The organism is Kitasatospora sp. NPDC053308 (assembly GCF_055585785.1).
Genome location: NZ_JBVJJY010000003.1, coordinates 486,772 through 508,695 on the forward strand (window position 1 = coordinate 486,772; position 21,924 = coordinate 508,695).

The following is a 21,924-nucleotide window of genomic DNA, read 5'->3' on the forward strand; positions in this document are numbered from 1 at the left end:
CGCTCGGAGGGCGCTTCGCACAGTGCGCACGTCTCGATGATTCGCTCGCTCATTCCGTCACGGCCTTTCCGGAGCACTTGCGGGCCGAGGCGAGCCGCACCGCGTCCATGATCTTCTCGTAGCCGGTGCAGCGGCACAGGTTGCCGGACAGCGCCTCGCGGATGTCGTTGTCGCTCGGCTGGGCGTCGCGCTCCAGCAGGGCGTCGGTCTGCACCAGCAGGCCGGGGGTGCAGAAGCCGCACTGGACGGCGCCGGCGTCGATGAACGCCTGCTGGACGAGGCCGAGCTCGCCGTTCTCGTCGGCCAGGCCCTCGACGGTGCGGACCTCGCGGTCCTGCACCTGGCCGGCCGCGACCAGGCACGAGCAGACCGGGACGCCGTCCAGGTAGACGGTGCACGAGCCGCACTCGCCCTGCTCACAGGCGTTCTTCGAGCCCGGCAGGCCGACCCGCTCGCGCAGCACGTAGAGCAGGCTCTCGCCCTCCCACACGTCGTCGGCCTCGACCGGCTTGCCGTTGGCGGTGAAAGTGACCCTCATGCCGCGCTCCTGATCTGCTTGCTGTAGTCGTTCCAACACCAGGTGAGGGTGCGCCGGGCCATCACGGCCAGCGAGTGGCGCCGGTAGTCCGCGGTGCCCCGGACGTCGTCGATCGGCGAGGCCGCGGCCTTCACCAGCTCGCCGAACCGCTGGACCACCTCGGCGCCGAGCAGGTCGCCGGACTCCCAGAGCCCGCGCTCGGCGAGCACACCCTGCAGGTACTCCTCGGCCTCGACGGCGCGGCGCGGCGTGGGGGCAGCCGAACCGATACCGGTGCCGACGGTTCCGTTCTTCGGGTGGAGGGCGAAGCCGAAGGCGCAGACCGCGATCACCATCGCGTTGCGGGTGCCGATCTTCGAGAACTGCTGCGGGCCGTCCGCCACCGGGATGTGCACGGCCCGGATCAGCTCGTCGGCCTCCAGGCTGTTGCGCTTCACCCCGACATAGAACTCGTCGATCGGGATCATCCGGGTGCCGCGCACCGAGGCCGCCTCCACGAAGACGTCCCGCCCGGCCGCCAGCAGCGCGGGGTGCGCGTCGCCGGCCGGGGAGGCGCCGCCGAGGTTGCCGCCGACGCCACCGCGGTTGCGGATCTGCGGCGAGCCGACGGTGTGCGCCGCCAGGGCGAGCCCGGGCAGCGGGCCGGACAGCTCGTCGATGATCCGGGAGTACGGGACCGAGGCGCCGAGCTTGACGACGCTGCCGTCGTTGGACCATTCGGTGAGCTCGGTGATGCGGTTCAGGTCGAGAATCGCGGATGGCCGGTGCACGTCGAAGTTCATCTCGACCATGACGTCCGTACCGCCCGAGATGGGCAGCGCGGTCGGGTACTCAGCCTTCGCCGCGAGCGCCTCGTCCCAGGTGGCGGGCCGAAGGAACTCCATGCGGGTGTCTCCTCAAGTCGTCGCCCGCCGGGTGTCCGGCGGCGTGTCGCCCAGTGAACTCCTGTGACGCGGCCCACTGGCAGTCACCGATGGCATGAAGCCCCGGCTGTGGTCCCGCCCGGCATCCTGTACGTTCCTCTAAGGAGCAGAATTTCGCAGTCCAGGTGTTACCCGGGTGCTACCTACGACCGTAATCCGGCCGTGACGGGCGGGCTACGGGCCCGTGATCCGGCAGCCCGCTGGTGCGTAACGCCGAGCACGGATGTTCGGGCACACTGTGACCCCCGGACCTCCCGCTCGGCCGTCCCTTCCCCTTCGTTCCCCCGAACGAACCCTCCGAACGAACCCCCCGAACCGCCCCCGAACCACTCCCCCTGAACCCCCGAACCATCCCCCCCGATCTCCCCCCGATCCCGTCCCGAAGGAGTCCGCGGATGCGTGTCCGTGACCTGCTCGCCCCCGGCGCCCCGCGACTGCGCCTGCTCGCGGCCGAGGAAGAGCTGGACCGGCAGGTCAGCGGCGTGATGACGACGGACCTGCAGGACCCCGGCCGCTACCTGCACGGCGGCGAACTGGTGCTCACCGGCATGCTCTGGCGCACCGTGCCGGCCGACTCCGAGCGCTTCGTGCGGACCCTCGCGGCCGGCGGCGCCGTCGCCCTCGCGGCCGGCGAGGCCGAGGTCGGGCCGGTGCCCGAGGACCTGGTCGAGGCCTGCCGCCGGCACCGGATGCCGCTGCTGGCCGTCCCCGACGACATCGCCTTCGGCACCGTCACCGAGTTCATCGGCCGTCAGGTCTCCGCCGACCGCGCCGCCGACCTCGCCGCCCTGGTCGACCGGCACCGGCTGCTGGTGTCGGCGGCCGGCGGCGGCGGACTGGACGCGGTGCTCGACCTGCTCGGCGGCGACCTCGACCTGGACTGCTGGGTGCTCGCCCCCACCGGCACGGTGATCGCCGGCCCGGCCGACCGGCTCTCCGCCGAGGACCGCGACCAGTTGGTCCGCGCCCACCTCGCCGCCCAGCGCCAGCGCCGCCGCCCCCCGCACCGCGCCCGCCTGGCCGCCGGCTCCTACTCGCTGCTGCCCGCCGCGGCCTCCGCCGAGCACGAGGTGCCGCTCGCCGACTGGATGCTCGCGGTGGCCGGCGACATCACCGAATGGACCACCAAGCGCCAGCAGCTCGCCGAGAACCTGGCCCGCCTGGTCGCCGCCGAGCGCCACCGCCGCGACGAGGGCCGCCGGCTGCGCCGCCGCCTCGCCGACGAGGTGCTCGCCCTGCTGCGCCGCGACGCCGACCCGGCCGAGATCAGCCGCACCCTCTACGCCTCCTCGGCGATGGCCGCCCGCTACGAGGGCCCCGAGCCCAAGTCCCCGGCCGAGGAGGGATCCTGGCTGGTCCTCAGCGCCGAGGGCACCGGCCTGCCGGAGGGCACCGTCCGGGCCGTCCTGGAGGAGGCGCTGAGCGCCACCGGCGACCGCGCCCTGGTCGCGGGGACGGGCGTGGGCGCCGTGGTGGTGATGCCCGCCCCGGACAGTCCGGTGCCCGCCGACGCGATGCGCGACCTGCTCGCCCCGCTGGAGGCCGGGCTCGGCTCGGAGGGCCGGATCACTCTCGGCGTCTCCGCCCCCGCCTCCGAGGCCGGCGCCCTGCGCGGCGCCCTGGAGGAGGCCCGGCACGCCCGCCGGATCGCCGCCTCCCGGGTCGGCCGGGTCTGCGTCGCGGGCCCCGAGGAGCTGGCCTCGCACGTCCTGCTGCTCGCCGCCGTTCCGGACGAGGTGCGCCGCGCCTTCCGCAGCCGCCTGCTGGACAAGGTGATCGCGTACGACATCGAGCACCAGGCGGACCTGGTCCGCACCCTGGAGGCCTTCCTGCGGTCGGACGGCTCCTGGACGCGCTGCGCCGCGCAGCTGCACGTCCACGTCAACACGCTGCGGTACCGGATCGGCCGGATCGAGGAGTTGACCGGGCGCGACCTCTCCCGGCTGGAGGACCGGGTGGACTTCTACCTGGCGCTGGAGCTGGCCTGACGGGACGCCGGGAACGCGACAGGGCCCGCCGCGGGTGATCGCGGCGGGCCCTGCGTGTCCGGCGCCTCGGCCGTGCCCGGGTCCTCGGCGCCCGGGGCGCCGTGTCCGGGGCCTCGGCCGTGTCCGGGGCTCCGTGTCCGGGGCCTCGGCCGTGTCCGGGCTCCGTTACGGCGTCAGGGGCGTCACTGCGCCGGGATGATCGTGGTCAGCCACTCGAAAGCACCCGGCACCATCCGCTTCCACAGGTCCGTGGTGTGCGGGCCGGTGCCCTCCTGGACCTGGACGTTGGTCGGCGCCTTGGCGGCGGTGCGGATCGCCTCGCCGTCCTCGTAGCCGTCGCCCTTGGCGCCGCTGATCAGCATCGCGACCTTCGGGGGCTGCTGGGCGGCCTTGAGGATGTTGACCGGGTTGTTGGCCTCGCGGAGCTTCGGGTCCTTGCCGACCAGCGAGTCCTTCTCGGTCGCCGGGTCGTTGTAGCCGGACATCGCGATGGCGGCGCGGTAGCGGTTGGGGTGGGCCAGCGACAGCTTGGCGGCGCAGTGCGCGCCGGCCGAGTAGCCGGCGATCGCCCAGCGGTCCGCGGACGGGTCGGCGCGGAAGTTGTCCAGCACCATCTGCGGGACGTCCCGGGTGATCCAGGCGTCGGCGTTGACCTTGCCGGGGATGTCGGTGCAGCCGGCGTCCTGGCTGCTGCCGAGCAGCAGGGTGCGCGGCGAGACCAGGATGAACGGGGCGACCTTGCCCTGCTGCATCAGCGGTTTGAGCTGCTCGGAGACCTTGAGCGTGCCGTACCAGGTGGAGGAGGAGCCGGGGAAGCCCGGGATCAGCTCCACCACCGGGAACTTCTTGTCCTTGAACGCCGGGTCGTTGTACTGCGGCGGCAGCCAGACCAGCACCTCGCCGTCGACGCCGGACACCTGCCCCTTGAGGTCGGTCTTCTGCACGTCGCCCGGCACCGCCGGGTCGTTCACGCCGCCGAAGCTCTGCTTCACCTTCGGCAACTGCTTGCCGGCGTCACCGCCCTGGCCGCCGGCGCCCTGGTCCGCCGGCGGCACGGGCGGCACCGCGCGGACGTGGTTGCCGGTGCCGAGCAGGTCGTCCCAGTTGCCGTAGATCAGGTTGGCGTTGTTGACCATCACGAAGACCATCAGGACGGCCGTGACCTGGCAGAACATGATCATGACGATCCGGGTGAGGGTCTTCACCGGCGCAGGGCCGCCGACCTTCCCCCAGAACAGCAACGCCACGGTGATGGACACCGGCACAAGAATGACGGTGAGGATGAGGAATGGCGTACCTGTCAGTTCCATCGCGTTCTCGTATCCGGGTCGCTCGCCGCCCGGGCCCCAGTCGCCCGAACGCACGTCAATGGCATCAGACGGCCGTGACTGATGATCGGTTGCCGTCCGAATCTGTGCGGAACCTGAGAGGAACATCACGCCCGCGTGATGAACCCCTTCGGATCGGCGCCTAAGTCTGTCACCCGGACGGAGGTCGTCCGGACCAGATGTTCAGCGAACTTCCAGGAAAGGTCCCCCGGGGCACCTTACCGTCCGCGCCGTCCGCGCCGCTGGGCGAGGCGGTGTGATCGCACGCGACCCGGCCAGGGAAACTAGGGGGATGAGCAACAGCCGCTTTCGTCCGTCCCGCCGCTTGTGGCCCGTGTGTGCCGTCCTGGCCCTCGCGGTCGCCGCGGCGGGCTGCAGCAGTACCGGGGGCAGACGCGCCGAGGAGGCCCGGGCCAAGGCCGCGGCCGCCGGCGGCAGCGCCGTCACCACCCCGCGCTGGAAGATCGCCATGGTGACCCACTCCGGCGCCGGTGACGCCTTCTGGGACACCGTGCGCAAGGGCGCCGAGCAGGCTGCGGCCAAGGACAACATCACCTTCCTGTACTCCAACGACGCGCAGACCCAGAACCAGGTCCAGCTCGTCCAGGCCGCCATCGACCAGAAGGTCGACGGCCTGCTGGTCACCCTCGCCAAGGGCGAGGCGATGGCCGACGTCCTCGCCAAGGCGAAGGCGGCCGGCATCCCGGTGATCACCATCAACTCCGGCCAGGACTTCTCGCAGAAGTTCGGCGCGCTGACCCACATCGGCCAGGACGAAGCCACCGCCGGCCAGGCGGCCGGCACCCAGCTCGCCGCCCGCGGCCGCAAGAACGTGCTCTGCGTGATCCACGAGCAGGGCAACGTCGGCCAGGAGCAGCGCTGCTCCGGCGCCCAGTCCAAGGCCGGCGGGTCCTTCCAGGTCCTCTACGTCAACGGCGTGGACATGCCCGACGCCCGCGCCGCGATCTCCGCCAAGCTCCAGGCCGACCAGTCCATCGACACCGTGCTGACCCTCTCCGGTTCGATGGCCGCCACCGGCCTGCAGGCCGTCCAGGACGCCCACCGCCAGGTCGAGCTGGACACCTTCGACCTCGGGCAGCAGGTGGTCGCGGGGCTCAAGTCCGGCAGCGTCGGCTTCGCCGTCGACCAGCAGCCCTACCTCCAGGGCTACGAGGGCGTCGACCTGCTCTGGCTGTACAAGTCCAACCTGGACATGCTCGGCGGCGGCAAGCCCGTCGAGACCGGCCCGCAGATCCTCACCAAGGACGACGCCGACGCGCTCGCCGAGTACGTCGCGAGGGGGACCAGGTGAGCGGTCCGGACCTCCTCGCCCGGGACGGCCTGCTCCAGGACCGTCCGGCGGCCCTCAGACGCCTCCTCGCCCGCCCGGAGCTGGGCTCGCTGATCGCCGCCGTCGCGGTGTTCCTGGTCTTCGCCGTCGTCGCCGAGCCCTTCCTGCGGGTCTCCTCGCTGGGCACCGTGCTCTACGCGGCGTCCACCATCGGGATCATGGCGGTGCCGGTCGCGCTGCTGATGATCGGCGGCGAGTTCGACCTCTCGGCCGGCGTGCTGGTCACCACCGCCGCGCTGACCTCCTCGATGGTCTCGTACCAGTTCACCGCCGTGACCTGGGTCGGCGTCCTGGTCTCGCTCGCGACCACGCTGGCGATCGGCTGGTTCAACGGCTGGATGCTCGGCCGCACCAAGCTGCCCAGCTTCATCGTCACCCTCGGCACCTTCCTGATGCTGACCGGTGCCAACCTGGGCGTCACCAAGGCGGTCTCCGGCACCGTCTCCACCAAGTCGATCGCCGACATGGAGGGCTTCGAGACCTGCCGGCGGCTGTTCGCCTCCGAGGTCACCGTCGGCGGGCTGACGATCAAGGCGACCGTCTGGTGGTGGCTCGGCCTGCTGGTGGTCGGCAGCTGGGTGCTGCTGCGCACCCGCTTCGGCAACTGGATCTTCGCCGTCGGCGGCGACGCGGCCGCCGCCCGCGCGGTCGGCGTGCCGGTCGCCCGCACCAAGACCGTGCTCTACCTCGGCGTGGGCTTCGGCGCCTGGGTGCTCGGCCAGCACCTGCTGTTCTCCTTCGACACCGTGCAGTCCGGCGAGGGCGTCGGCAACGAGCTGATCTACATCGTCGCGGCCGTCATCGGCGGCTGCCTGATCACCGGCGGCTACGGCTCGGTGGTCGGCTCCGCGCTCGGCGCGCTGATCTTCGGCATGGCGAGCAAGGGCATCATCTACGCGGAGTGGAACCCGGACTGGTTCAAGTTCTTCCTCGGCGCGATGCTGTTGCTGGCCGCGCTGCTGAACGCCTACGTCAAGCGCCGGGCCGAACGGGGGCCGCGATGAGCACCGAGGATGCGGCGATGAGCACCGACGACACCGAGCTGCTGTCCCTGGAGGGCGTCGGCAAGAGCTACGGCTCCGTGCGGGCGCTCCAGGACGTCTCGCTGACCCTGCGGGCCGGCGAGATCAGCTGCGTGCTGGGCGACAACGGCGCGGGCAAGTCCACCCTGATCAAGATCATCTCGGGGCTGCACCGGCACGACGAGGGCCGCTACACCCTGGGCGGGGAGGAGGTCCGCTTCGACTCCCCGCGCCAGGCCCTGGACCGCGGCATCGCCACCGTCTACCAGGACCTCGCCGTCGTCCCGCTGATGCCCGTCTGGCGCAACTTCTTCCTCGGCTCCGAGCGGGGCCTGCGCCGCTGGGGCGGCCTGCGCCTGGACGCCGACGGGATGCGTGCCACCACCCGGGAGGCGCTCGCGCGGCTGGGCATCGACCTGCACGACGTCGACCGGCCGATCGGCACCCTCTCCGGCGGACAGCGCCAGTGCGTGGCGATCGCCCGCGCGGTGCACTTCGGCGCCAAGGTGCTGATCCTGGACGAGCCGACCGCCGCGCTCGGCGTCAAGCAGTCCGGGGTGGTGCTCAAGTACGTCACCGCCGCCCGCGACGCCGGGCTCGGGGTCGTCCTGATCACCCACAACCCGCACCACGCGTACCTGGTCGGCGACCACTTCACCCTGCTCAAGCGGGGCCGGATGGCGGGCAGCCACCCGCGCGCCGAGATCAGCCTCGAACAGCTCACCACCGAGATGGCCGGCGGCTCCGACCTCGCCGAGCTGTCGCACGAGCTGGCCCGTCCCTCCCTCTCCGACTCCCGTGAGGAGCGTTCGCAGCCGTGACCAGCCCTCAAGGCAGCACCCGGCCACCCGTCCTGCCCGCCCTGCTCGGCCTCGGCCCGCGCGCCGAGCGCCGCCGCCGCGCCCTGCCCGCGGGCATACTGCGACTGCCCACGATCGGCGTCGACATCGGTGGCACCAAGGTGGTCGCCGGGGTGGTGGACGGCGAGGGCAAGGTGCTGGAGAAGCTGCGCACCGACACGCCGGACAAGAGCAAGAGCGCCAAGGTGGTCGAGGACGTCATCGTCGAGCTGGTGCTGCAGCTCGCCGACCGGCACGACGTCCACGCCGTCGGCATCGGCGCGGCCGGGTGGGTCGACGCCGAGCGCTCCCGGGTGCTGTTCGCCCCGCACCTCAACTGGCGCAACGAGCCGCTCCAGCAGGCGCTCAGCGAGCGGCTGCGGTTCCCGGTGATCGTGGAGAACGACGCCAACGCGGCCGCCTGGGCCGAGTGGCGCTTCGGCGCCGGGCGCGGTGAGGACCACATGGTGATGCTCACCCTGGGCACCGGCATCGGCGGCGCGGTGGTCCGGGACGGGTACGTCGACCGGGGCAAGTACGGCCTGGCGGGCGAGTTCGGGCACATGCAGGTGCTGCCCGGCGGCCACCGCTGCCCGTGCGGCAACCGGGGCTGCTGGGAGCAGTACTCCTCGGGCAACGCGCTGGTGCGCGACGCCCGCGAACTGGTCGCCGAGGAGTCGCCGGTGGTGCAGCCGCTGCTCGCCCGGGCGGGCGGGACGGTCGAGGGCATCACCGGCCCGCTGGTCACCGAGGCGGCGAAGGACGGCGACCCGACCGCCATCGAGCTGCTCTACGAGGTCGGCACCTGGCTCGGCGTCGGCATCGCCAACCTGGCGGCGGGGCTGGACCCGGGCCGCTTCGTCATCGGCGGTGGCGTCTCCGAGGCCGGCGACCTGCTGCTCGGCCCGGCCCGGGACACCTACCGGCGCACCCTCACCGGCCGCGGCTTCCGCCCGGAGGCCGGCATCGTGCACGCCGCCCTCGGCAACGAGGCCGGCCTGGTCGGCGCCGCCGACCTCGCCCGCCAGGTGGCCCGGCGCTTCCGGACCATCAAGCGGCGGCGGGTGGAGCGCACGACGACCGGCGGCTGACGGCTGACGGCTTCCGGCAGGCGGGGGGCCGGGGGTCCGGGGGGCCGGGGAGCGGGGTTCCGCCGGCAGGGTCCGGGGGGCGGGGCCGGCGAACAGAGTTCAACCGACAGATCTCAGCGAACAGATTTCAGCGAACAGATGATGAAATCTGTTCGCTGAAATCTGTTCGCCGCTCCCCGTCCGCCGTTTGCTTCCGCCCTGTCAACTACCCGTCGGTAGCCGGACGATGAGGTTGTCGGATCATCCCTCCTGTGGAAGAACTGAGTTGACGTCGACTCAGGAGGACTCGGATGAGGGCTCTGACCCGCCTGGCACCACCACTGCTGCTCACCACCGCACTGGTCTGGTCCACCGCACTGCCGGCCGGGGCCGCGGCGCCGCCGTCGAAGGTGCCCGAGGCGGTGGGTTGGGGCGGAGCCGTGGCCACCGTCGACGCCGACGCCACCGCCGCCGGGATCGAGGTGCTGCGCAAGGGCGGCAACGCCGTGGACGCGGCGGTCGCCGCCGCGGCCGCCCTCGGGGTCACCGAGCCGTACTCCTCCGGCATCGGCGGCGGCGGGTACTTCGTCTACTACGACCACGCCACCGGCCGGGTGCACACCATCGACGGCCGCGAGGCGGCCGGCCGCGGCGCCGACGCCGGGCTGTTCCTGGAGGACGGCAAGCCGCTGCCCTTCGCCGACGCCGTCACCAGCGGCCTGTCCGTCGGCGTCCCCGGCACCCCCGCCACCTGGGACGCCGCGCTCCGCACCTGGGGCACCCGCTCGCTCGCCCAGGTACTCCAGCCCGCCGAGCGGATCGCCGACCAGGGCTTCGTCGTGGACGACACCTTCCGCGGCCAGACCGCCGACAACCAGGCCCGGTTCAAGGACTTCCCGGCCACCGCCAAGCTCTACCTGCCCGGCGGCAAGCCCCCGGAGACCGGCAGCGTCCTGCGCAACCCGGACCTCGCCGCCACCTACCGGCTGCTCGCCAAGGACGGCGTCAAGGCCTTCTACCAGGGGCAGTTGGCCCAGGACATCGTCAACACCCTGCAGCGGCCGCCGGTCGACCCGGCCTCCGGGCGCAACGCCCGTCCCGGCAAGGTCGACACCGCCGACCTGGCGTCCTACCGGGTCCGCGAGCAGGCGCCCACCCACGTCGCCCACGGTGCCTACGACGTCTACTCGATGGCCCCCTCCAGCTCGGGCGGCACCACCGTCGGCGAGGCCCTCAACATCCTGGAGGACGGCGGTGACGTCTCCGGCTACAGCGGCACGCAGTACTACCACCACTTCCTGGAGGCCTCCCGGATCGCCTTCGCCGACCGCAACCGCTGGGTCGGCGACCCGGCCGCCGTCGACGTCCCCACCAGGCAGCTGCTCTCCGAGCGCTACGCCGCCTCCCGGGCCTGCCTGATCAGCCCCGACCGCGCGCTCACCAGCCCGCTCGCCCCCGGCGACCCGCGGCACCCGGCCGACTGCGCGGACACCGGCCAGGCCGTCGCCGAACCGTACGAGGGCCCCAACACCACCCACCTGACCGTCGCCGACCGCTGGGGCAACGTCGTCTCCTACACGCTCACCATCGAGCAGACCGGCGGCAGCGGCATCACCGTTCCCGGCCGCGGCTTCCTGCTCAACAACGAGCTGACCGACTTCGACTTCACCCCGCTCGCCCCCGGCGTCCCCGACCCCAACCTTCCGGGCCCGGGCAAGCGCCCGCGCTCCTCGATGTCCCCGACCGTGGTCCTGCGCGACGGCGAGCCCTTCCTCGCCACCGGCAGCCCCGGCGGCGCGACGATCATCACCACCACCCTGCAGGTGCTGCTCGGTCGGCTGGACCGCGGCCTGAGCCTGGAGCAGGCCATCGCCGCGCCGCGCGCCAGCCAGCGCAACACCGCGGCGACCCAGGCCGAGCCCGCCTTCCTGGCCCTGCCCGAGCGGGCCGGGCTGGAGGCGCTGGGGCACGCCTTCGCGAGCGTGGCCGAGATCGGCGCCGCCACCGGCGTGGAACGCCTGCCGGACGGCCGCTGGGTGGCCGCGGCGGAACCGGTGCGCCGCGGCGGCGGGTCGGCGGCGGTGGTCCGCGCGGCGCGCTGACCGAGGCGTCGGCGCGCGGACAGGCGTCGGCCCCGGCGGCCCGGCGCCGGGGCCGCCCCGGATTGTCAGTGCCGGGCGGTATGTTCGGGGTGGGCCTCCCTCGTGAGGGGCGGCCCACCCCGTTCGTGCTCCGCCCGTACCCCGTCCGTACCGAACCACCGGGAAGGCCGCCCGCCGTGACCGTCCGCATCGCCACCTGGAACATCAACTCCGTCACCGCGCGGCTGCCCAAGCTCCTGGAGTGGCTGGAGAGCGCCAAGCCCGACGTGCTCTGCCTCCAGGAGCTCAAGTGCGCGGCCGACGCCTTCCCCTACGACGAGGTCCGTGAGCTCGGCTACGAGACGGCCGCCCACGGCACCGGCCGGTGGAACGGCGTCGCCGTCGTCTCCCGGCTCGGCCTGGAGGGCGTCGTGCGGGACCTGCCCGGCCAGCCCGGCTACCTCGCCGACGGCGCCCTGCTGCCCGACGTCGAGCCGCGCGCCATCGCGGCCACCTGCGGCCCGGTCCGGGTCTGGTCGGTGTACGTGCCCAACGGCCGCGAGGTCGGCCACGCGCACTACCACTACAAGCTGGAGTGGCTGGAGGCGCTGCGCAAGGCCGCCGTCGAGGACGCCGCCGGCTCCCGCCCGTTCGCCGTCCTCGGGGACTTCAACATCGCCCCGAGCGACGAGGACGTCTTCGACGTCGCGGCCTTCGAGGGCCTCACGCACGTCACCCCGGTCGAGCGCGCCGCGCTGGAGGCCCTCGGCGAGATCGGCCTGCAGGACGTGGTGCCGCGCCCGCTGAAGTACGACCGCCCCTACACCTACTGGGACTACCGCCAGCTGGCCTTCCCCAAGAACCGGGGCATGCGGATCGACCTCACCTTCGCCAACAAGGCCTTCGCCGACGCCGTCACCGACAGCTACGTCGACCGCGAGGCCCGCAAGGGCAAGGGCACCTCGGACCACGCGCCGGTCGTGGTCGACCTCGACCTGTGAGCCCCACCCGGCGTCACGCCGGGTAACGGACCGTAACCCGAACGGTCCTGAGCGCTGGCCGAGCCCGGGGCGCGTCCCTACCGTCGGTGAATGACCGGGTGCAGTTGTTCGACCACGTGGACATGGGAGTCCCCGGCTGTGCCCGAGAATCCCGGAGGTTCCGGCATGCGCCCCATGCGTACGGCCGCCGCCGCGCTGATCGGAGCGACGGCGCTGACCGGCTTGACGGCCCCCCTCGCGTCCGCCAGGGACGGCGCGGCCTCGGTCAGCCCGTCCCAGGCCGCGCCGGGCCAGACCGTGACGGTCACGGTCTCCTGCGAGAAGTCGGACAAGCCCGACGCCAAGACGATCACCGCGCACTCGGCCGCCTTCGAGGGCGGTCCCGCGACCCTCACCCTGGGCCCCGACGGCAAGCACACCGGCTCCGCCCGGCTCGCCTCCCAGCACTCCGGGGACAGCAAGGTCGACGGCACCTGCCCGGACGGCGGGGCCTTCTCCACCAGCGTGACGGTCACCACCGTCTCCGCCGGCACCCCCGACAAGGGCCTCGGCGACTGGGGCAAGGCGGCAGGGGAGTGGGCCGGATCGCTCGGGCAGTCCGGTGCCGGCGGCCAGCAGGTCGCCCCGCACGGCGCCGTGCAGACCGGCCTCGGCGGCTCGGTCGCGGAGAATCCGGCCGAGCTGGCCGGCGGTCTCGCGCTGGTCGCGGGCGGGCTCGGCGGTTTCTGGCTGCTGCGCAGGCGCGGTGTCTGACGTCCCGCGCGCCCAGCGTTCCCCGCGCCGCCGGCCCCCTGACGGGGACCGGCGGCGCGGCGGTGTTCCAGGACTGCGGCGACGGGCCGGGTCCTCCGACTGCGTGCCGGGCCCAGCGGCGGTGTGCCGGGCGCCGCGGCGGTGTGTCAGGGCGGCGGGGGTGTGGCAGTGCTGAAGGGTGTCAGGCCGGCTGGAGCGCGTCCCGCCGCGGGAGGCCGCCCGTCCGCTCGGGCCCGTCCTCCTGCTCGCACCGCTCCTCGTGCGCGAGGATGCCACTGGCCAGCAGGTACTGGGCCAGCACATAGGTCGCCATGATCCAGAACTGATGCCCCGGCAGTTCCCGCCACCTCGCCAGCTTGGTGGCGATCAGCGTGTCGGAGAGCAGGAACAGCGCCCCGCCCAGCCCGGTCCGCCGGCCCAGCCCGGCCGAGGTGACGGCCGTCGAGGTGAGCAGCAGGCTGTACCCGGCCACCGGGACCTGGAGGTCCCCGAGGTCCGGCCAGAGCCGGCCGACCAGGACCACCCAGGCCGTCGCGTACGCGGCCGCGACGACCAGGGCCCGACGGCGGTCGGTGAGCGCCCCGCGCCGGACGAACATCGTCACGTAGCAGACGTGCGCCGCCGCGAAGGAGCCCATCCCGGCGAGGAACGCGGGGTCGTTCTTCAGCTGGAGCAGCACGTCCCCGCCCGTGCTCAGCAGCAGCGCCGGTGCCAGCAGCTTCGGCGCCTCCCGCCCGGCCTCCCTGGCCGCCGCCACGCTGTGCGCGGCCAGCAGCGGCATCAGCGCCGGCTTGGTGGCGTTCTGCGGGACCGGTGCCCCGGAGAGGATCGAGCCCAGGTGCGCCGCCGAGGTGGCCGCGAAGCCGCCCAGCAGGCCGGAGGCCGAGCGCAGCCGCGCACCGAGGACGGCACGGGTGGTCGTACGAATACTCATGCTGGAGCGTCCTCCGACGGTCGGACAGTGGGGATCCGCGCCGACCCCAGGGGAGGCGGACCGGCGGCGGAAGGACAGGTTACCGGTGCGTAACCCGGTCGGGGCCCGGAGGGTGACGGTTCGGCCGGGGAGGCGCCGCCCGGCGGCCCGACCGGGAGCGGAGGGCGCGCGGCCGGTTCGAGGGGTCGTGCGAAGACTTCCCCGGGAGGCCGGTTGCTGCCACCGGGTGACCCGGGCACCGTCTAGTCTGGACCCCGACATGGATCAGCAGGAGTACGCGGTCGGCGCCACCCGGGTGGCCGTCGGCAGGCCGGACGGACGAACGGGCGGGGCAGGTCGGGGAACCGCCGACGCCGTCCTCGCCGTACGCGGAGCCGCGCGGACCGACGCCGACGCTGCGGGGGACCTCGCCGACGCCGTGGACCTCGTCGACGCTGTGGGCCTCGTCGGCCTTGCCGAGGCCGCTGACGCCGAACCTGGCACCGCCCCTGCGGGCGGTGCTGACGGCGCGCAGGCCGTCGCTTCACCGCACGGCGCCTTTCAGGGCGCCCACGACGACGCGCTTCCCGACATGCTCCCCGACGCGTCCCCCGAAGCCTCCCGCGACGCGCTCCACGCTGCCGCCCTCTCGCCCGACCCCGGCCTGCTGCGACTGGCCCACTGGTTCGCCGCCGCCACCCCCGCCATGGCCGACGACCTCTGCGCCGCCTCCTTCGGCCTCTACCCCGCCCGCCATCTCGGCGCGTCCGCCGAACCCGCCGACCCCGGGATCAGCTGGTGGCACGGCCCCACCGCGCACCCCGCCGCCTCCCCGCGCTCCCTCGAGTCCCGCGCAGTCGGCGGCCCGCGCCGCGCCAGGCGCGCTGCCGAGGCGCTGCCCGTCGTCCGGTCAGGCGCCAAGCCGGGCAGGCCGGGAAAGCACCGCAAGCCCGAGCGCAACCCGGTGGCACTGGAGGTGGCCGGGCCCGTCCGCCCCGACCTCGCCCCGGTCGCGCAGGATCGTTCCGGCCAGGACCTCCCGGCCGCCGAGCGCCGGATCGCCGCCCGGCTGCTGCTCGCCCACCCGCTGGTCACCGCCTCCGGCCCGCACGCCGACGGCTTCCCGCTGATCCGCCGTCACCGCGACTGGCTCGCCGAGCGCTTCGACACCCTGCTCGGCTACCGCCTCGACGTCGGGCCCTGGCACGCCCGGCTCTGCAAGGCAGGCCTCGGCCCCGGCGCCGCCCGCCGCCTCGACCACCCCGTCACCGGCGTGCCCTTCACCCCTGGGGGCTACGCCCAACTCGCTCTCGCACTCGCGCTGTTGGTCGACGCCCCGGAGCAACTCCGGCTCGGGCGGCTGCTCGACGCGATGGCCGCCGCCGCGCCCGAGCTGGCCGCCACCCCGGCCGACCTCGCCATGGCGCTGGCCGTGCTGGCGCAGTGGCAGGTGCTCGGGGACCTCCCGGCCGACGCCGTCGACCCCGTCGACGACACGCTCGTCCTGACCGTGGACCGCGAACTCGCCCGCGCCGTCCCGGCCGGGCCGCCCGCCCTCGCGGCCGACGCCGCCGACCTGGTCCGCCGCGCCGCCGAGGCCGAACCCGCCACCGCCGTACGCCGGCTCCTCGCCGAGACGCCCGCCGTCCTCGCCGCCGACCTCTCCGAGGAGTGCCGCGCCTGGCTGTCCGAACACCGGCTCAGCGGCCCCGCCGCGCTCGCCGACTTCCTCGGCCTGGAGACCGAACTGCGGGCCGAGGGCGTCGCCCTGCTCGACCCGGCGGCCGAGCTGACCGACCTGGCCTTCCCCGGTGCCGGCACCCTCGCCCAGGCCGCCCTGCTGTTGGTCGAGCGCCTGGTCGAGGAGGTCCGCCCGCTGCCCGGCGAGGCGGCGGAGGGCGACGTCCCGATCCCCGACGCGCTGATAGACGGCGTGCTCGGTGACATCGCCGACGAGTACGGCCTCCCGGCCCGCTACCTCTCCGACCGCACCGCGCTGCGCCGGGACGCCCTGGACCTGCTCCACCGCCTCGGCCTGATCACGCCCACCCCCCAGCCCAAGCGCCCCCCGACCTGGCACCTCCGCCCGCACGCCGCCCGCTTCGCCCCGGCCCCCGACCTGCACCCCACCCCGGGCACCGGCCGCCACTCCCGTCCGGCCCCCTTCGTCCCCACCCCGCCGGGCCCCCGCACGGAGCAGCGCGCCTGACGGCGGCCGGACGGGGCCCTCGTGGGCTCCGGGGAGCGCGGAGGGCGGGACCCCCGCCCCGGCACGAACTGCCGTTTCCGTGCGGCCCCTTCGTCCCCGTCCCGGCCGGGCCCCGCGCCGAGCGGCTGGTGTCACGGTGCCCGGAAAGGCGGAAGCACCGCGTCCGGGTGCGGGGACGGCGGTGCTGGGGACGGCGGTGCTGGGGACGGGGTGCGGTTACTTGCTGGCGGTGGCGGCGGAGACGGGGCCGTGTTCGACGGTTTCCACGGTGGCGCCGACACCGAAGGTGCCGAGGGCGATGGAGGCGAGCACGGCGGTGCACGCGAGGAGGCGGCGGTGCCGCTGCGGGAGGGGGAAGCGCGGTTCCTGGTAGGGCGCCTGAGGGCTGGCGTTCATGGCAGGGATGTTTCCAGGGCGTCGTGAACGGTCGGTACGCGCGGGTGAAGTCCGGACGGGGGTTGAGCGTCGGTTGGAGGCATACGCCCCACTCCTCACGAGCGGGGCGTATGCGCAGGTCAGCGCGGTGGGCCCGAATCGCCGACGGCGACCCGTACGGCGTCCCGCAGGCCGTGCTGCGGGTGCAGGCGGGAGGGCCCGGCGGCCGGGTCCTCGCGGAGCTCCTTCACCAGGGAGACGCACAGCAGCAGCATCACCACGACGAAGGGCAGCGCGACGAGGATGGTGGCGTTCTGCAGGGCGGTGAGTCCGCCGGCCAGCAGCAGGGCCGCCGCGACGCCGCCCATCAGGACGCCCCAGACGACCACCAGCCCGGTGCGCGGGTGCAGCGAGCCCCGGCTGGAGAGCGAGCCGAGCACCAGGGAGGCGGAGTCGGCGCTGGTGATGAAGAAGGTCATCACCAGCAGCACCGCGACCACACTGGTGACCGAGCCGAACGGCAGCGAGCGCAGCATCTCGAACAGCGAGGCCTCCGCGCCCTGCGGGATGGTCGCGACCAGGTCGGACGCGCCGGTGGTGACCAGCCGGATCGCGGTGCCGCCCATCACGCAGAACCAGACGACCGTCGCCCCGCTGGGCACCAGCAGTACGCCGAGCAGGAACTGCCGGATGGTGCGGCCGCGCGAGATGCGGGCGATGAAGGTGCCGACGAAGGGTGCCCAGGAGAGCCACCAGGCCCAGTAGAAGATCGTCCAGCTGCCGAGCCAGTTCTCGTCGGTGAAGGCCCCGGTCTGGGTGGACATGGTGAGCAGGTCGGAGAGGTAGCCGCCGACCGCGGCCGGGATGGCGTCCAGCGTGAAGACCGTCGGGCCGAACACGAACACGAACAGCATGATCAGCGAGGCCAGCACGACGTTCGCGGTGGAGAGCCACTTCACGCCCTTGTGCACGCCGGAGAAGGCCGAGAGCACGAACGCGGCGGTCAGCGAGCCGATGATGACCAGTTGGGCGTTCTGGGTGTTGCGGACGGAGGAGATGTAGCCGAGGCCGTCGGCGACCTGCAGCGCGCCGAGGCCGAGGCTGGTCGCGGAGCCGAAGACGGTGGCGAAGACCGCCAGCAGGTCGATGGTCCGCCCGGCCCAGCCGTCCGCGCCGCGCTGCCCGATCAGCGGGACGAAGGCGGCGGAGATCCGGTTGCCGCGGCCCTTGCGGAAGGTGGTGTACGCGAGCGCGAGGCCGCCGACCGCGTAGATCGCCCACGGGTGCAGGGTCCAGTGGAAGAGCGAGAACTCCAGGGCCTGCAGGCCGGCGGCCGGGCTCTGCGGCTCCTGGCCGGAACCGGGCTGCGGGGCGGCGAACAGCTGGAGCGGTTCGCCGACCCCGTAGAACATCAGGCCGATGCCCATGCCGGCGCTGAACATCATGGCGACCCAGGCGAGGGTGGAGAACTCGGGTTCGTCGTCGTCGCGGCCGAGCCGGATCCGGCCGAAGCGGCTGAAGGCGAGCAGCAGGGTGAGGACGAGGAAGACGTCCGCGGCGACCACGAACAGCCAGCCGACGTTGTGCAGGACCCAGCCGAGCGCGCGGCTCGACGTCCGGCCGAGCGAGTCCTCGGCGAGGACGCCCCAGGCGACCACCGCCAGCACCAGGACGGCGCTGATGCCGAAGACCGCCCGGTCGGTGGGGAGGGTCGCGGCGGGTTCGCCGGGCTCCCTCACGCGCTGGTCGGGCTGAGGCGGCTGGCTGCTCATCGGGCTGACCTTTCGACATACGTGGCTTCGAGCTGTATGTCGCACTATGTCCAGTCGGTTCCGCGAGCGTCGCGAGGGCGCGCCGGTCGGACGCGGGGACGGGACCTGCGTCCCGTCAGGCGGCGTGTTCCCCGATCGGTTCGCGCGCGGTGGCGAGGTACTGGGAGAGCACCCGGCGGCTGCGGCTGAGTTCGTCGATCCGGGCGTCCAGGTCGGCGAGTTCGCCGCGCAGGGTGGCGAGCAGGTCCGGGCAGGCCTCCAGGACGGGGACGGGGCCGGTGGCGCAGGGCAGCAGCTCGGCGATGACCCGGGTGCTCAGCCCGGCCGCGAGCAGGCTGCGGACCTGCCACACCCGGACGGTGTCCTCCTCGTCGTACTCGCGGTAGCCGGCCGTGGTGCGGGCCGGCTGCAACAGGCCCTGCTCCTCGTAGTAGCGGAGCAGCCGGGTGGACACCCCGGTCAGGCGGGAGAGTTCTCCGATGCGCATGACCGGGTGAACGCCGCCGCCTGACGGGGTGTTCCCGACCGCTCAGTGCTCGTCCAGGCCCTTCAGGAACTCCATTACCACGTCGCGCAGTTCGGGCAGTGCCTCGACTGTGGGCAGGTGTCCGGAGGCGATCCGGACGAGGCGGGCGCCGGGAATGCCCTCGGCCAGCAGGCGGTGCTGGGACGGCGGGACGAGCATGTCCTCGGCGGTGCTGACCACCAGCGTCGGCACGGCCACCGCGGCCAGCTCGGCGCGGACGTCGGTCTCCCCGGCGAGCCGGAACTGCTGCGCGAGACCGGCCGGTTGCGGGGCCTTGAGCGCCTCGCGCAGCCCGGCGAGCTGATCGGCGGGCAGGGCGTCCACCCAGCTCCCGCCGAACACGACGCCGAGCATCAGCCGGCTGAGGTCCTCGGGGCGCGACTCCAGGTCGACGACCAGTTCGGAGAGGGTCCGCATCCGCGCGGAGCCGCCGGCCACGCCCGCGAGCAGCAGCAGCGAGCGGACCCGCTCGGGGTGGCGGGTGGCGATCCGGACGGCGACGGCGGCACCGAGCGAGTAGCCCGCCAGGTCGAAGGTCTCCAGCCCCTCCTCGTCGGCGGCGGCCACCAGGCGATCGGCCAGCCCGTCCAGGGTGAGCGCGCCGGGCTCGTACGGGCTGTCGCCGGAGCCGGGGTAGTCGGGGGCGACGACGGTGCGGTGGGCGGCGAGGTCGGGCAGCAGCGGGCCCCAGTTGTCGCGGGCGCTGCCGCCGGCGCCGTGCGCGAGCAGCAGGCCGGGGCCGGAGCCCCGGACGGTCCTGGCGAGCGGCGCGGGCGGGGTGACGGACGGCATGACGGTGCTCCTTCGTGGTGGTTCCGGCGGCATTCCCGGGGCGCTCGCGGTGATGCGTGCGGTGGCGCATCCGGCGGGGGTGCCTTCGACATCGGGGACGGTAGGCGTTCACACTGGTGAGAAGGTCAAGTACGCGGCTCCGCAGGCGATCCGCAGGCGATCCGGAGGGCGATCCGCAGCCGATCCGAAGGCGGTCGGGGACCGACGCCCTGGTCACGTTCCGCTCCGGAGCGCCTACGCTGAGGGACGGAGTGCGGTTCGGGTACCGTACGAACGCTCTCCGCCGCCGGGGCGCTCGCCGTGCCCGCGTCGGCCGCGCCGGTGTTGCCCCGGGCCGTGCGGCCGCCGAGGAGGTGTCCAGGCCCCATGTCCGGAAACGTCCCGCCCCGGATCGTCCCGTCCGACGGCGCCGCGCGCGTCGAGGTCCCGTCCGGCGAGGTCCCGTCCGACGCCGCGCCCCGCGAGGTCCCGTCGGACGGCGCCGCGCCCCGCGAGGTCCCGTCGGACGGCGCCGCGCCCGGGATCGTCAAGCCGCTGCCCGCCGAGTGGTTCGTCCGGCACGGCACCAACGCCGAGATGCGCTGGGAGGCCCTGCGGGACGCCGACGGCGCGGCCACCGTCGGGCGGCACGTGCCGGTGGAGCGCTGGTTCGTCCGCAATCACACCGGCACCCCGCTGATCGACCCCGACACCTGGCGGCTGCGGCTGTTCGGCAGCGGACTGCGCGGCCGCCCGACCGCCGAGCGCCCGGTGGAGTTCGACCTGGCGGAACTGCGGGCGCTGCCCGCCACCCGGATCAGCGCGGTGATCGAGTGCGCCGGGAACGGCCGCGACTACTTCCGCCGCCAGCAGGGCCTGCGGGTGCCGGGGACGCCGTGGACGCTCGGCGGGATCGGTTCGGCGCTCTGGCGGGGCGTCCGGCTGGCCGAGGTGCTGCGGGTGGCGGGGCTCACCGGGGAGGCGGTGGACCTGCTGCCGACCGGCCTGGACGCGGACTACGTGGTCGACGGCGTCAACCACGGGCCGGTGCGCCGCCCGCTGCCGCTGGCCAAGGCGCTGGACGACGCGCTGCTCGCGTACGAGATGAACGACGAGCCGCTGACGCCCGACCACGGCGCGCCGCTGCGACTGGTGGTGCCCGGCTGGGTGGGCGTCGCCTCGATCAAGTGGGTGGGCAGCATCGAGGTCGCCGACCACCCGCTGCACTCGCCCTGGGACACCGACTTCTACCGGATGTTCGGTCCCGGGTATCCGCCCGGCGGGAGCGCGCCGCTCAGCGTGCAGGTGGTCCGCAGCGCCTTCGAGCTGGTGCCGGGCGCGGTGCTGGAGGTGGGCCGGTGCCACCGGCTGCACGGGCGCTCGTGGTCCGGTGCGGCGGCGGTGCGCCGGGTGGAGGTGAGCACCGACGGCGGCCGGACCTGGCGGCGCGCCGCGCTGCGGGGAGGCTCGCACGCCGACGACTGGACGCGCTGGAGCATCGACTGGCGCCCTGACCGGCCGGGCCGGTACGAGCTGCGCGCCCGCGCGACGGACCGTCTGGGCAACGGCCAGCCCGAGCGGGCGGAGCCCAACCGGGAGGGCTACCTGTTCGGTGCGGTGGTGGCCCACCCGGTGACGGTGGTCCGAGCCCGCCCCGGGGCCGGACGGCCGACCGGACCCGCCTGAGGGTCAGCGACCGGTCCGGACCCGGGGCCGGACGGGGGCTCAGCCGGTGGACTGGACCTCGTACGGGGCCGGGTACCGGGTCTCGTACGGGGTCAGCACCAGCCGGACCACGTCCTCCAGGCGACGGCGGGCGTCCCCGAGGGTGGTGCGGCCGGTCACCCAGGCGGTCAGCTCACCCTGCCAGGCATGGGCGACGATGTGCCGCACCAGGTCGCTGGAGGCGGCCGGCACGTCGGCCGTCACCGCCTGGAGGGCGGTGCTGTCGGCCCGGGCCATGCCCTGCAGGGCCTCGCTGGCGAAGGGGTCGGTGGAGGCGGCGACGGCCACCCGCAGCCGGGCGAGTTCGGGCTGCCGCTGGTAGGCGCGCATCCCGCCCCGGACGAACCGGACCGCCCGGTCGGTGTCCCCCAGCCCGGCCCGTGGCCCGCGCAGCTCGGCCACCAGGTCCGCCAGCAGTCGGCGGTGCCACTCGGCGATCGCCGCCGCCAGGAGGTGGTCCTTGGACGAGAAGTAGCGGTACGCCGTCCCCAGGGCGACTCCGGACCGCTCGCAGACCTGCTTCATCTGCAGCCGCTCGACGCCGATCTCGTTCACCAGGGCGAGCGCGGCCGCGATCAGGCTTTCGCGGCGTTCGAGCTGACGCGGAGACATCGCCTCCACCGGCCGTGGTGACAGGTCAACCTTGGTCACCCGCACCATGATACGGGGCGGGGCCGCTCAGGAGTATGACGCCGACCGGCCCCCTCGCGTTCGCCCGGCCGTCACCGGGCCGGGCGCG

General features: G+C 74.0%; 19 protein-coding genes. 10 read left to right on the top strand and 9 right to left on the bottom strand.

What is annotated here, in order from left to right; all coding sequences use genetic code 11:
* Window positions 1-49 precede the first annotated feature (49 nt).
* Together ACZ6Y7_RS10095 and ACZ6Y7_RS10100 are read right to left on the bottom strand one after the other, a co-directional pair.
* Window positions 50-538 carry a (2Fe-2S)-binding protein gene (locus tag ACZ6Y7_RS10095; RefSeq protein ID WP_402210282.1) on the bottom strand — a complete coding sequence of 163 codons (489 nt, stop codon included), beginning with the start codon at window positions 536-538 and terminating at the stop codon, window positions 50-52.
* Entirely contained in the window at window positions 535-1,422 is an 888-nt protein-coding gene (locus tag ACZ6Y7_RS10100; protein ID WP_465757382.1) for an FAD binding domain-containing protein, read from the bottom strand. The genes ACZ6Y7_RS10095 and ACZ6Y7_RS10100 overlap by 4 nt, the downstream gene beginning before the upstream one ends.
* A 434-nt stretch (window positions 1,423-1,856) precedes the next feature.
* Between ACZ6Y7_RS10100 and ACZ6Y7_RS10105 the strand changes: the two genes are divergently transcribed.
* Window positions 1,857-3,449 carry a PucR family transcriptional regulator gene (locus tag ACZ6Y7_RS10105; protein WP_465757383.1) on the top strand — a complete coding sequence of 531 codons (1,593 nt, stop codon included), beginning with the start codon at window positions 1,857-1,859 and terminating at the stop codon, window positions 3,447-3,449.
* Window positions 3,450-3,631: 182 nt separating this feature from the next.
* Here the strand turns inward: ACZ6Y7_RS10105 and ACZ6Y7_RS10110 are convergent, their stop codons facing one another.
* Complete coding sequence (locus ACZ6Y7_RS10110) at window positions 3,632-4,708, bottom strand: alpha/beta hydrolase (protein ID WP_465757384.1); 1,077 nt, start codon at window positions 4,706-4,708, stop codon at window positions 3,632-3,634.
* Window positions 4,709-5,069: 361 nt separating this feature from the next.
* On the opposite strand from ACZ6Y7_RS10110, the gene ACZ6Y7_RS10115 reads away from it, so the two are divergent.
* From ACZ6Y7_RS10115 to ACZ6Y7_RS10145, 7 genes are all read left to right on the top strand, one after another.
* Window positions 5,070-6,089, top strand: coding sequence for a sugar ABC transporter substrate-binding protein (locus tag ACZ6Y7_RS10115; RefSeq protein WP_465757385.1), 1,020 nt, complete (start codon window positions 5,070-5,072; stop codon window positions 6,087-6,089).
* Window positions 6,086-7,132 (top strand): ABC transporter permease, encoded by a 1,047-nt coding sequence (locus ACZ6Y7_RS10120; RefSeq protein ID WP_465757386.1) that lies wholly within the window; start codon window positions 6,086-6,088, stop codon window positions 7,130-7,132. The genes ACZ6Y7_RS10115 and ACZ6Y7_RS10120 overlap by 4 nt, the downstream gene beginning before the upstream one ends.
* Window positions 7,129-7,971: an ATP-binding cassette domain-containing protein gene (locus ACZ6Y7_RS10125; RefSeq protein WP_465757387.1), complete on the top strand. Its 843-nt coding sequence runs from the start codon at window positions 7,129-7,131 to the stop codon at window positions 7,969-7,971. The genes ACZ6Y7_RS10120 and ACZ6Y7_RS10125 overlap by 4 nt, the downstream gene beginning before the upstream one ends.
* Entirely contained in the window at window positions 7,968-9,080 is a 1,113-nt protein-coding gene (locus ACZ6Y7_RS10130) for an ROK family glucokinase (protein WP_465757388.1), read from the top strand. The genes ACZ6Y7_RS10125 and ACZ6Y7_RS10130 overlap by 4 nt, the downstream gene beginning before the upstream one ends.
* Before the next feature lie 290 nt (window positions 9,081-9,370).
* Window positions 9,371-11,161, top strand: a complete 1,791-nt coding sequence (ggt, locus tag ACZ6Y7_RS10135) for a gamma-glutamyltransferase (protein WP_465757389.1) — start codon at window positions 9,371-9,373, stop codon at window positions 11,159-11,161.
* 176 nt (window positions 11,162-11,337) lie between these two features.
* On the top strand, window positions 11,338-12,141 hold the full coding sequence (locus ACZ6Y7_RS10140) for an exodeoxyribonuclease III (RefSeq protein ID WP_465757390.1): 804 nt from the start codon (window positions 11,338-11,340) through the stop codon (window positions 12,139-12,141).
* 165 nt (window positions 12,142-12,306) lie between these two features.
* Window positions 12,307-12,894, top strand: a complete 588-nt coding sequence (locus ACZ6Y7_RS10145) for a hypothetical protein (RefSeq protein ID WP_465757391.1) — start codon at window positions 12,307-12,309, stop codon at window positions 12,892-12,894.
* A 181-nt stretch (window positions 12,895-13,075) separates the two neighbouring features.
* Here the strand turns inward: ACZ6Y7_RS10145 and ACZ6Y7_RS10150 are convergent, their stop codons facing one another.
* Window positions 13,076-13,828, bottom strand: coding sequence for a lysoplasmalogenase (locus tag ACZ6Y7_RS10150; protein WP_465757392.1), 753 nt, complete (start codon window positions 13,826-13,828; stop codon window positions 13,076-13,078).
* A 259-nt stretch (window positions 13,829-14,087) separates the two neighbouring features.
* Here ACZ6Y7_RS10150 and ACZ6Y7_RS10155 point away from each other — a divergent pair, with 259 nt between their 5' ends.
* A complete protein-coding gene (locus ACZ6Y7_RS10155; protein ID WP_465757393.1) occupies window positions 14,088-16,016 on the top strand; it encodes a DUF2398 family protein in 1,929 nt (642 codons plus the stop codon).
* A gap of 216 nt (window positions 16,017-16,232) precedes the next feature.
* On the opposite strand, the gene ACZ6Y7_RS10160 is transcribed toward ACZ6Y7_RS10155, so the two are convergent.
* The 4 genes from ACZ6Y7_RS10160 to ACZ6Y7_RS10175 all read right to left on the bottom strand — a co-directional run bounded on the left by ACZ6Y7_RS10160 (window position 16,233) and on the right by ACZ6Y7_RS10175 (window position 19,481).
* Entirely contained in the window at window positions 16,233-16,412 is a 180-nt protein-coding gene (locus tag ACZ6Y7_RS10160; protein WP_465757394.1) for a hypothetical protein, read from the bottom strand.
* Between the two features lie 119 nt (window positions 16,413-16,531).
* Complete coding sequence (locus ACZ6Y7_RS10165) at window positions 16,532-18,163, bottom strand: BCCT family transporter (protein WP_465757395.1); 1,632 nt, start codon at window positions 18,161-18,163, stop codon at window positions 16,532-16,534.
* A gap of 115 nt (window positions 18,164-18,278) precedes the next feature.
* Entirely contained in the window at window positions 18,279-18,650 is a 372-nt protein-coding gene (locus ACZ6Y7_RS10170; RefSeq protein ID WP_465757396.1) for a MerR family transcriptional regulator, read from the bottom strand.
* Between the two features lie 42 nt (window positions 18,651-18,692).
* The gene (locus tag ACZ6Y7_RS10175; protein ID WP_465757397.1) at window positions 18,693-19,481 is read right to left on the bottom strand and encodes an alpha/beta fold hydrolase; all 789 of its coding nucleotides are present in this window, start codon (window positions 19,479-19,481) and stop codon (window positions 18,693-18,695) included.
* A 366-nt stretch (window positions 19,482-19,847) separates the two neighbouring features.
* On the opposite strand from ACZ6Y7_RS10175, the gene ACZ6Y7_RS10180 reads away from it, so the two are divergent.
* Complete coding sequence (locus ACZ6Y7_RS10180) at window positions 19,848-21,146, top strand: sulfite oxidase (RefSeq protein WP_465757398.1); 1,299 nt, start codon at window positions 19,848-19,850, stop codon at window positions 21,144-21,146.
* A gap of 39 nt (window positions 21,147-21,185) precedes the next feature.
* Here ACZ6Y7_RS10180 and ACZ6Y7_RS10185 read toward each other — a convergent pair whose 3' ends face one another.
* Entirely contained in the window at window positions 21,186-21,836 is a 651-nt protein-coding gene (locus tag ACZ6Y7_RS10185; protein ID WP_465757399.1) for a TetR/AcrR family transcriptional regulator, read from the bottom strand.
* Window positions 21,837-21,924 lie beyond the last annotated feature (88 nt).

Coding starts and splice junctions, on each gene's coding strand:
- ACZ6Y7_RS10160 (WP_465757394.1), bottom strand. CDS start 16,412: ATGAACGCCAGCCCTCAGGCGCCCTACCAGGAACCGCGCTTCCCCCTC.
- ACZ6Y7_RS10155 (WP_465757393.1), top strand. CDS start 14,088: ATGGATCAGCAGGAGTACGCGGTCGGCGCCACCCGGGTGGCCGTCGGC.
- ACZ6Y7_RS10105 (WP_465757383.1), top strand. CDS start 1,857: ATGCGTGTCCGTGACCTGCTCGCCCCCGGCGCCCCGCGACTGCGCCTG.
- ggt (WP_465757389.1), top strand. CDS start 9,371: ATGAGGGCTCTGACCCGCCTGGCACCACCACTGCTGCTCACCACCGCA.
- ACZ6Y7_RS10165 (WP_465757395.1), bottom strand. CDS start 18,163: ATGAGCAGCCAGCCGCCTCAGCCCGACCAGCGCGTGAGGGAGCCCGGC.
- ACZ6Y7_RS10100 (WP_465757382.1), bottom strand. CDS start 1,422: ATGGAGTTCCTTCGGCCCGCCACCTGGGACGAGGCGCTCGCGGCGAAG.
- ACZ6Y7_RS10115 (WP_465757385.1), top strand. CDS start 5,070: ATGAGCAACAGCCGCTTTCGTCCGTCCCGCCGCTTGTGGCCCGTGTGT.
- ACZ6Y7_RS10150 (WP_465757392.1), bottom strand. CDS start 13,828: ATGAGTATTCGTACGACCACCCGTGCCGTCCTCGGTGCGCGGCTGCGC.
- ACZ6Y7_RS10170 (WP_465757396.1), bottom strand. CDS start 18,650: ATGCGCATCGGAGAACTCTCCCGCCTGACCGGGGTGTCCACCCGGCTG.
- ACZ6Y7_RS10095 (WP_402210282.1), bottom strand. CDS start 538: ATGAGGGTCACTTTCACCGCCAACGGCAAGCCGGTCGAGGCCGACGAC.
- ACZ6Y7_RS10145 (WP_465757391.1), top strand. CDS start 12,307: ATGCGCCCCATGCGTACGGCCGCCGCCGCGCTGATCGGAGCGACGGCG.
- ACZ6Y7_RS10180 (WP_465757398.1), top strand. CDS start 19,848: ATGTCCGGAAACGTCCCGCCCCGGATCGTCCCGTCCGACGGCGCCGCG.
- ACZ6Y7_RS10125 (WP_465757387.1), top strand. CDS start 7,129: ATGAGCACCGAGGATGCGGCGATGAGCACCGACGACACCGAGCTGCTG.
- ACZ6Y7_RS10175 (WP_465757397.1), bottom strand. CDS start 19,481: ATGCCGTCCGTCACCCCGCCCGCGCCGCTCGCCAGGACCGTCCGGGGC.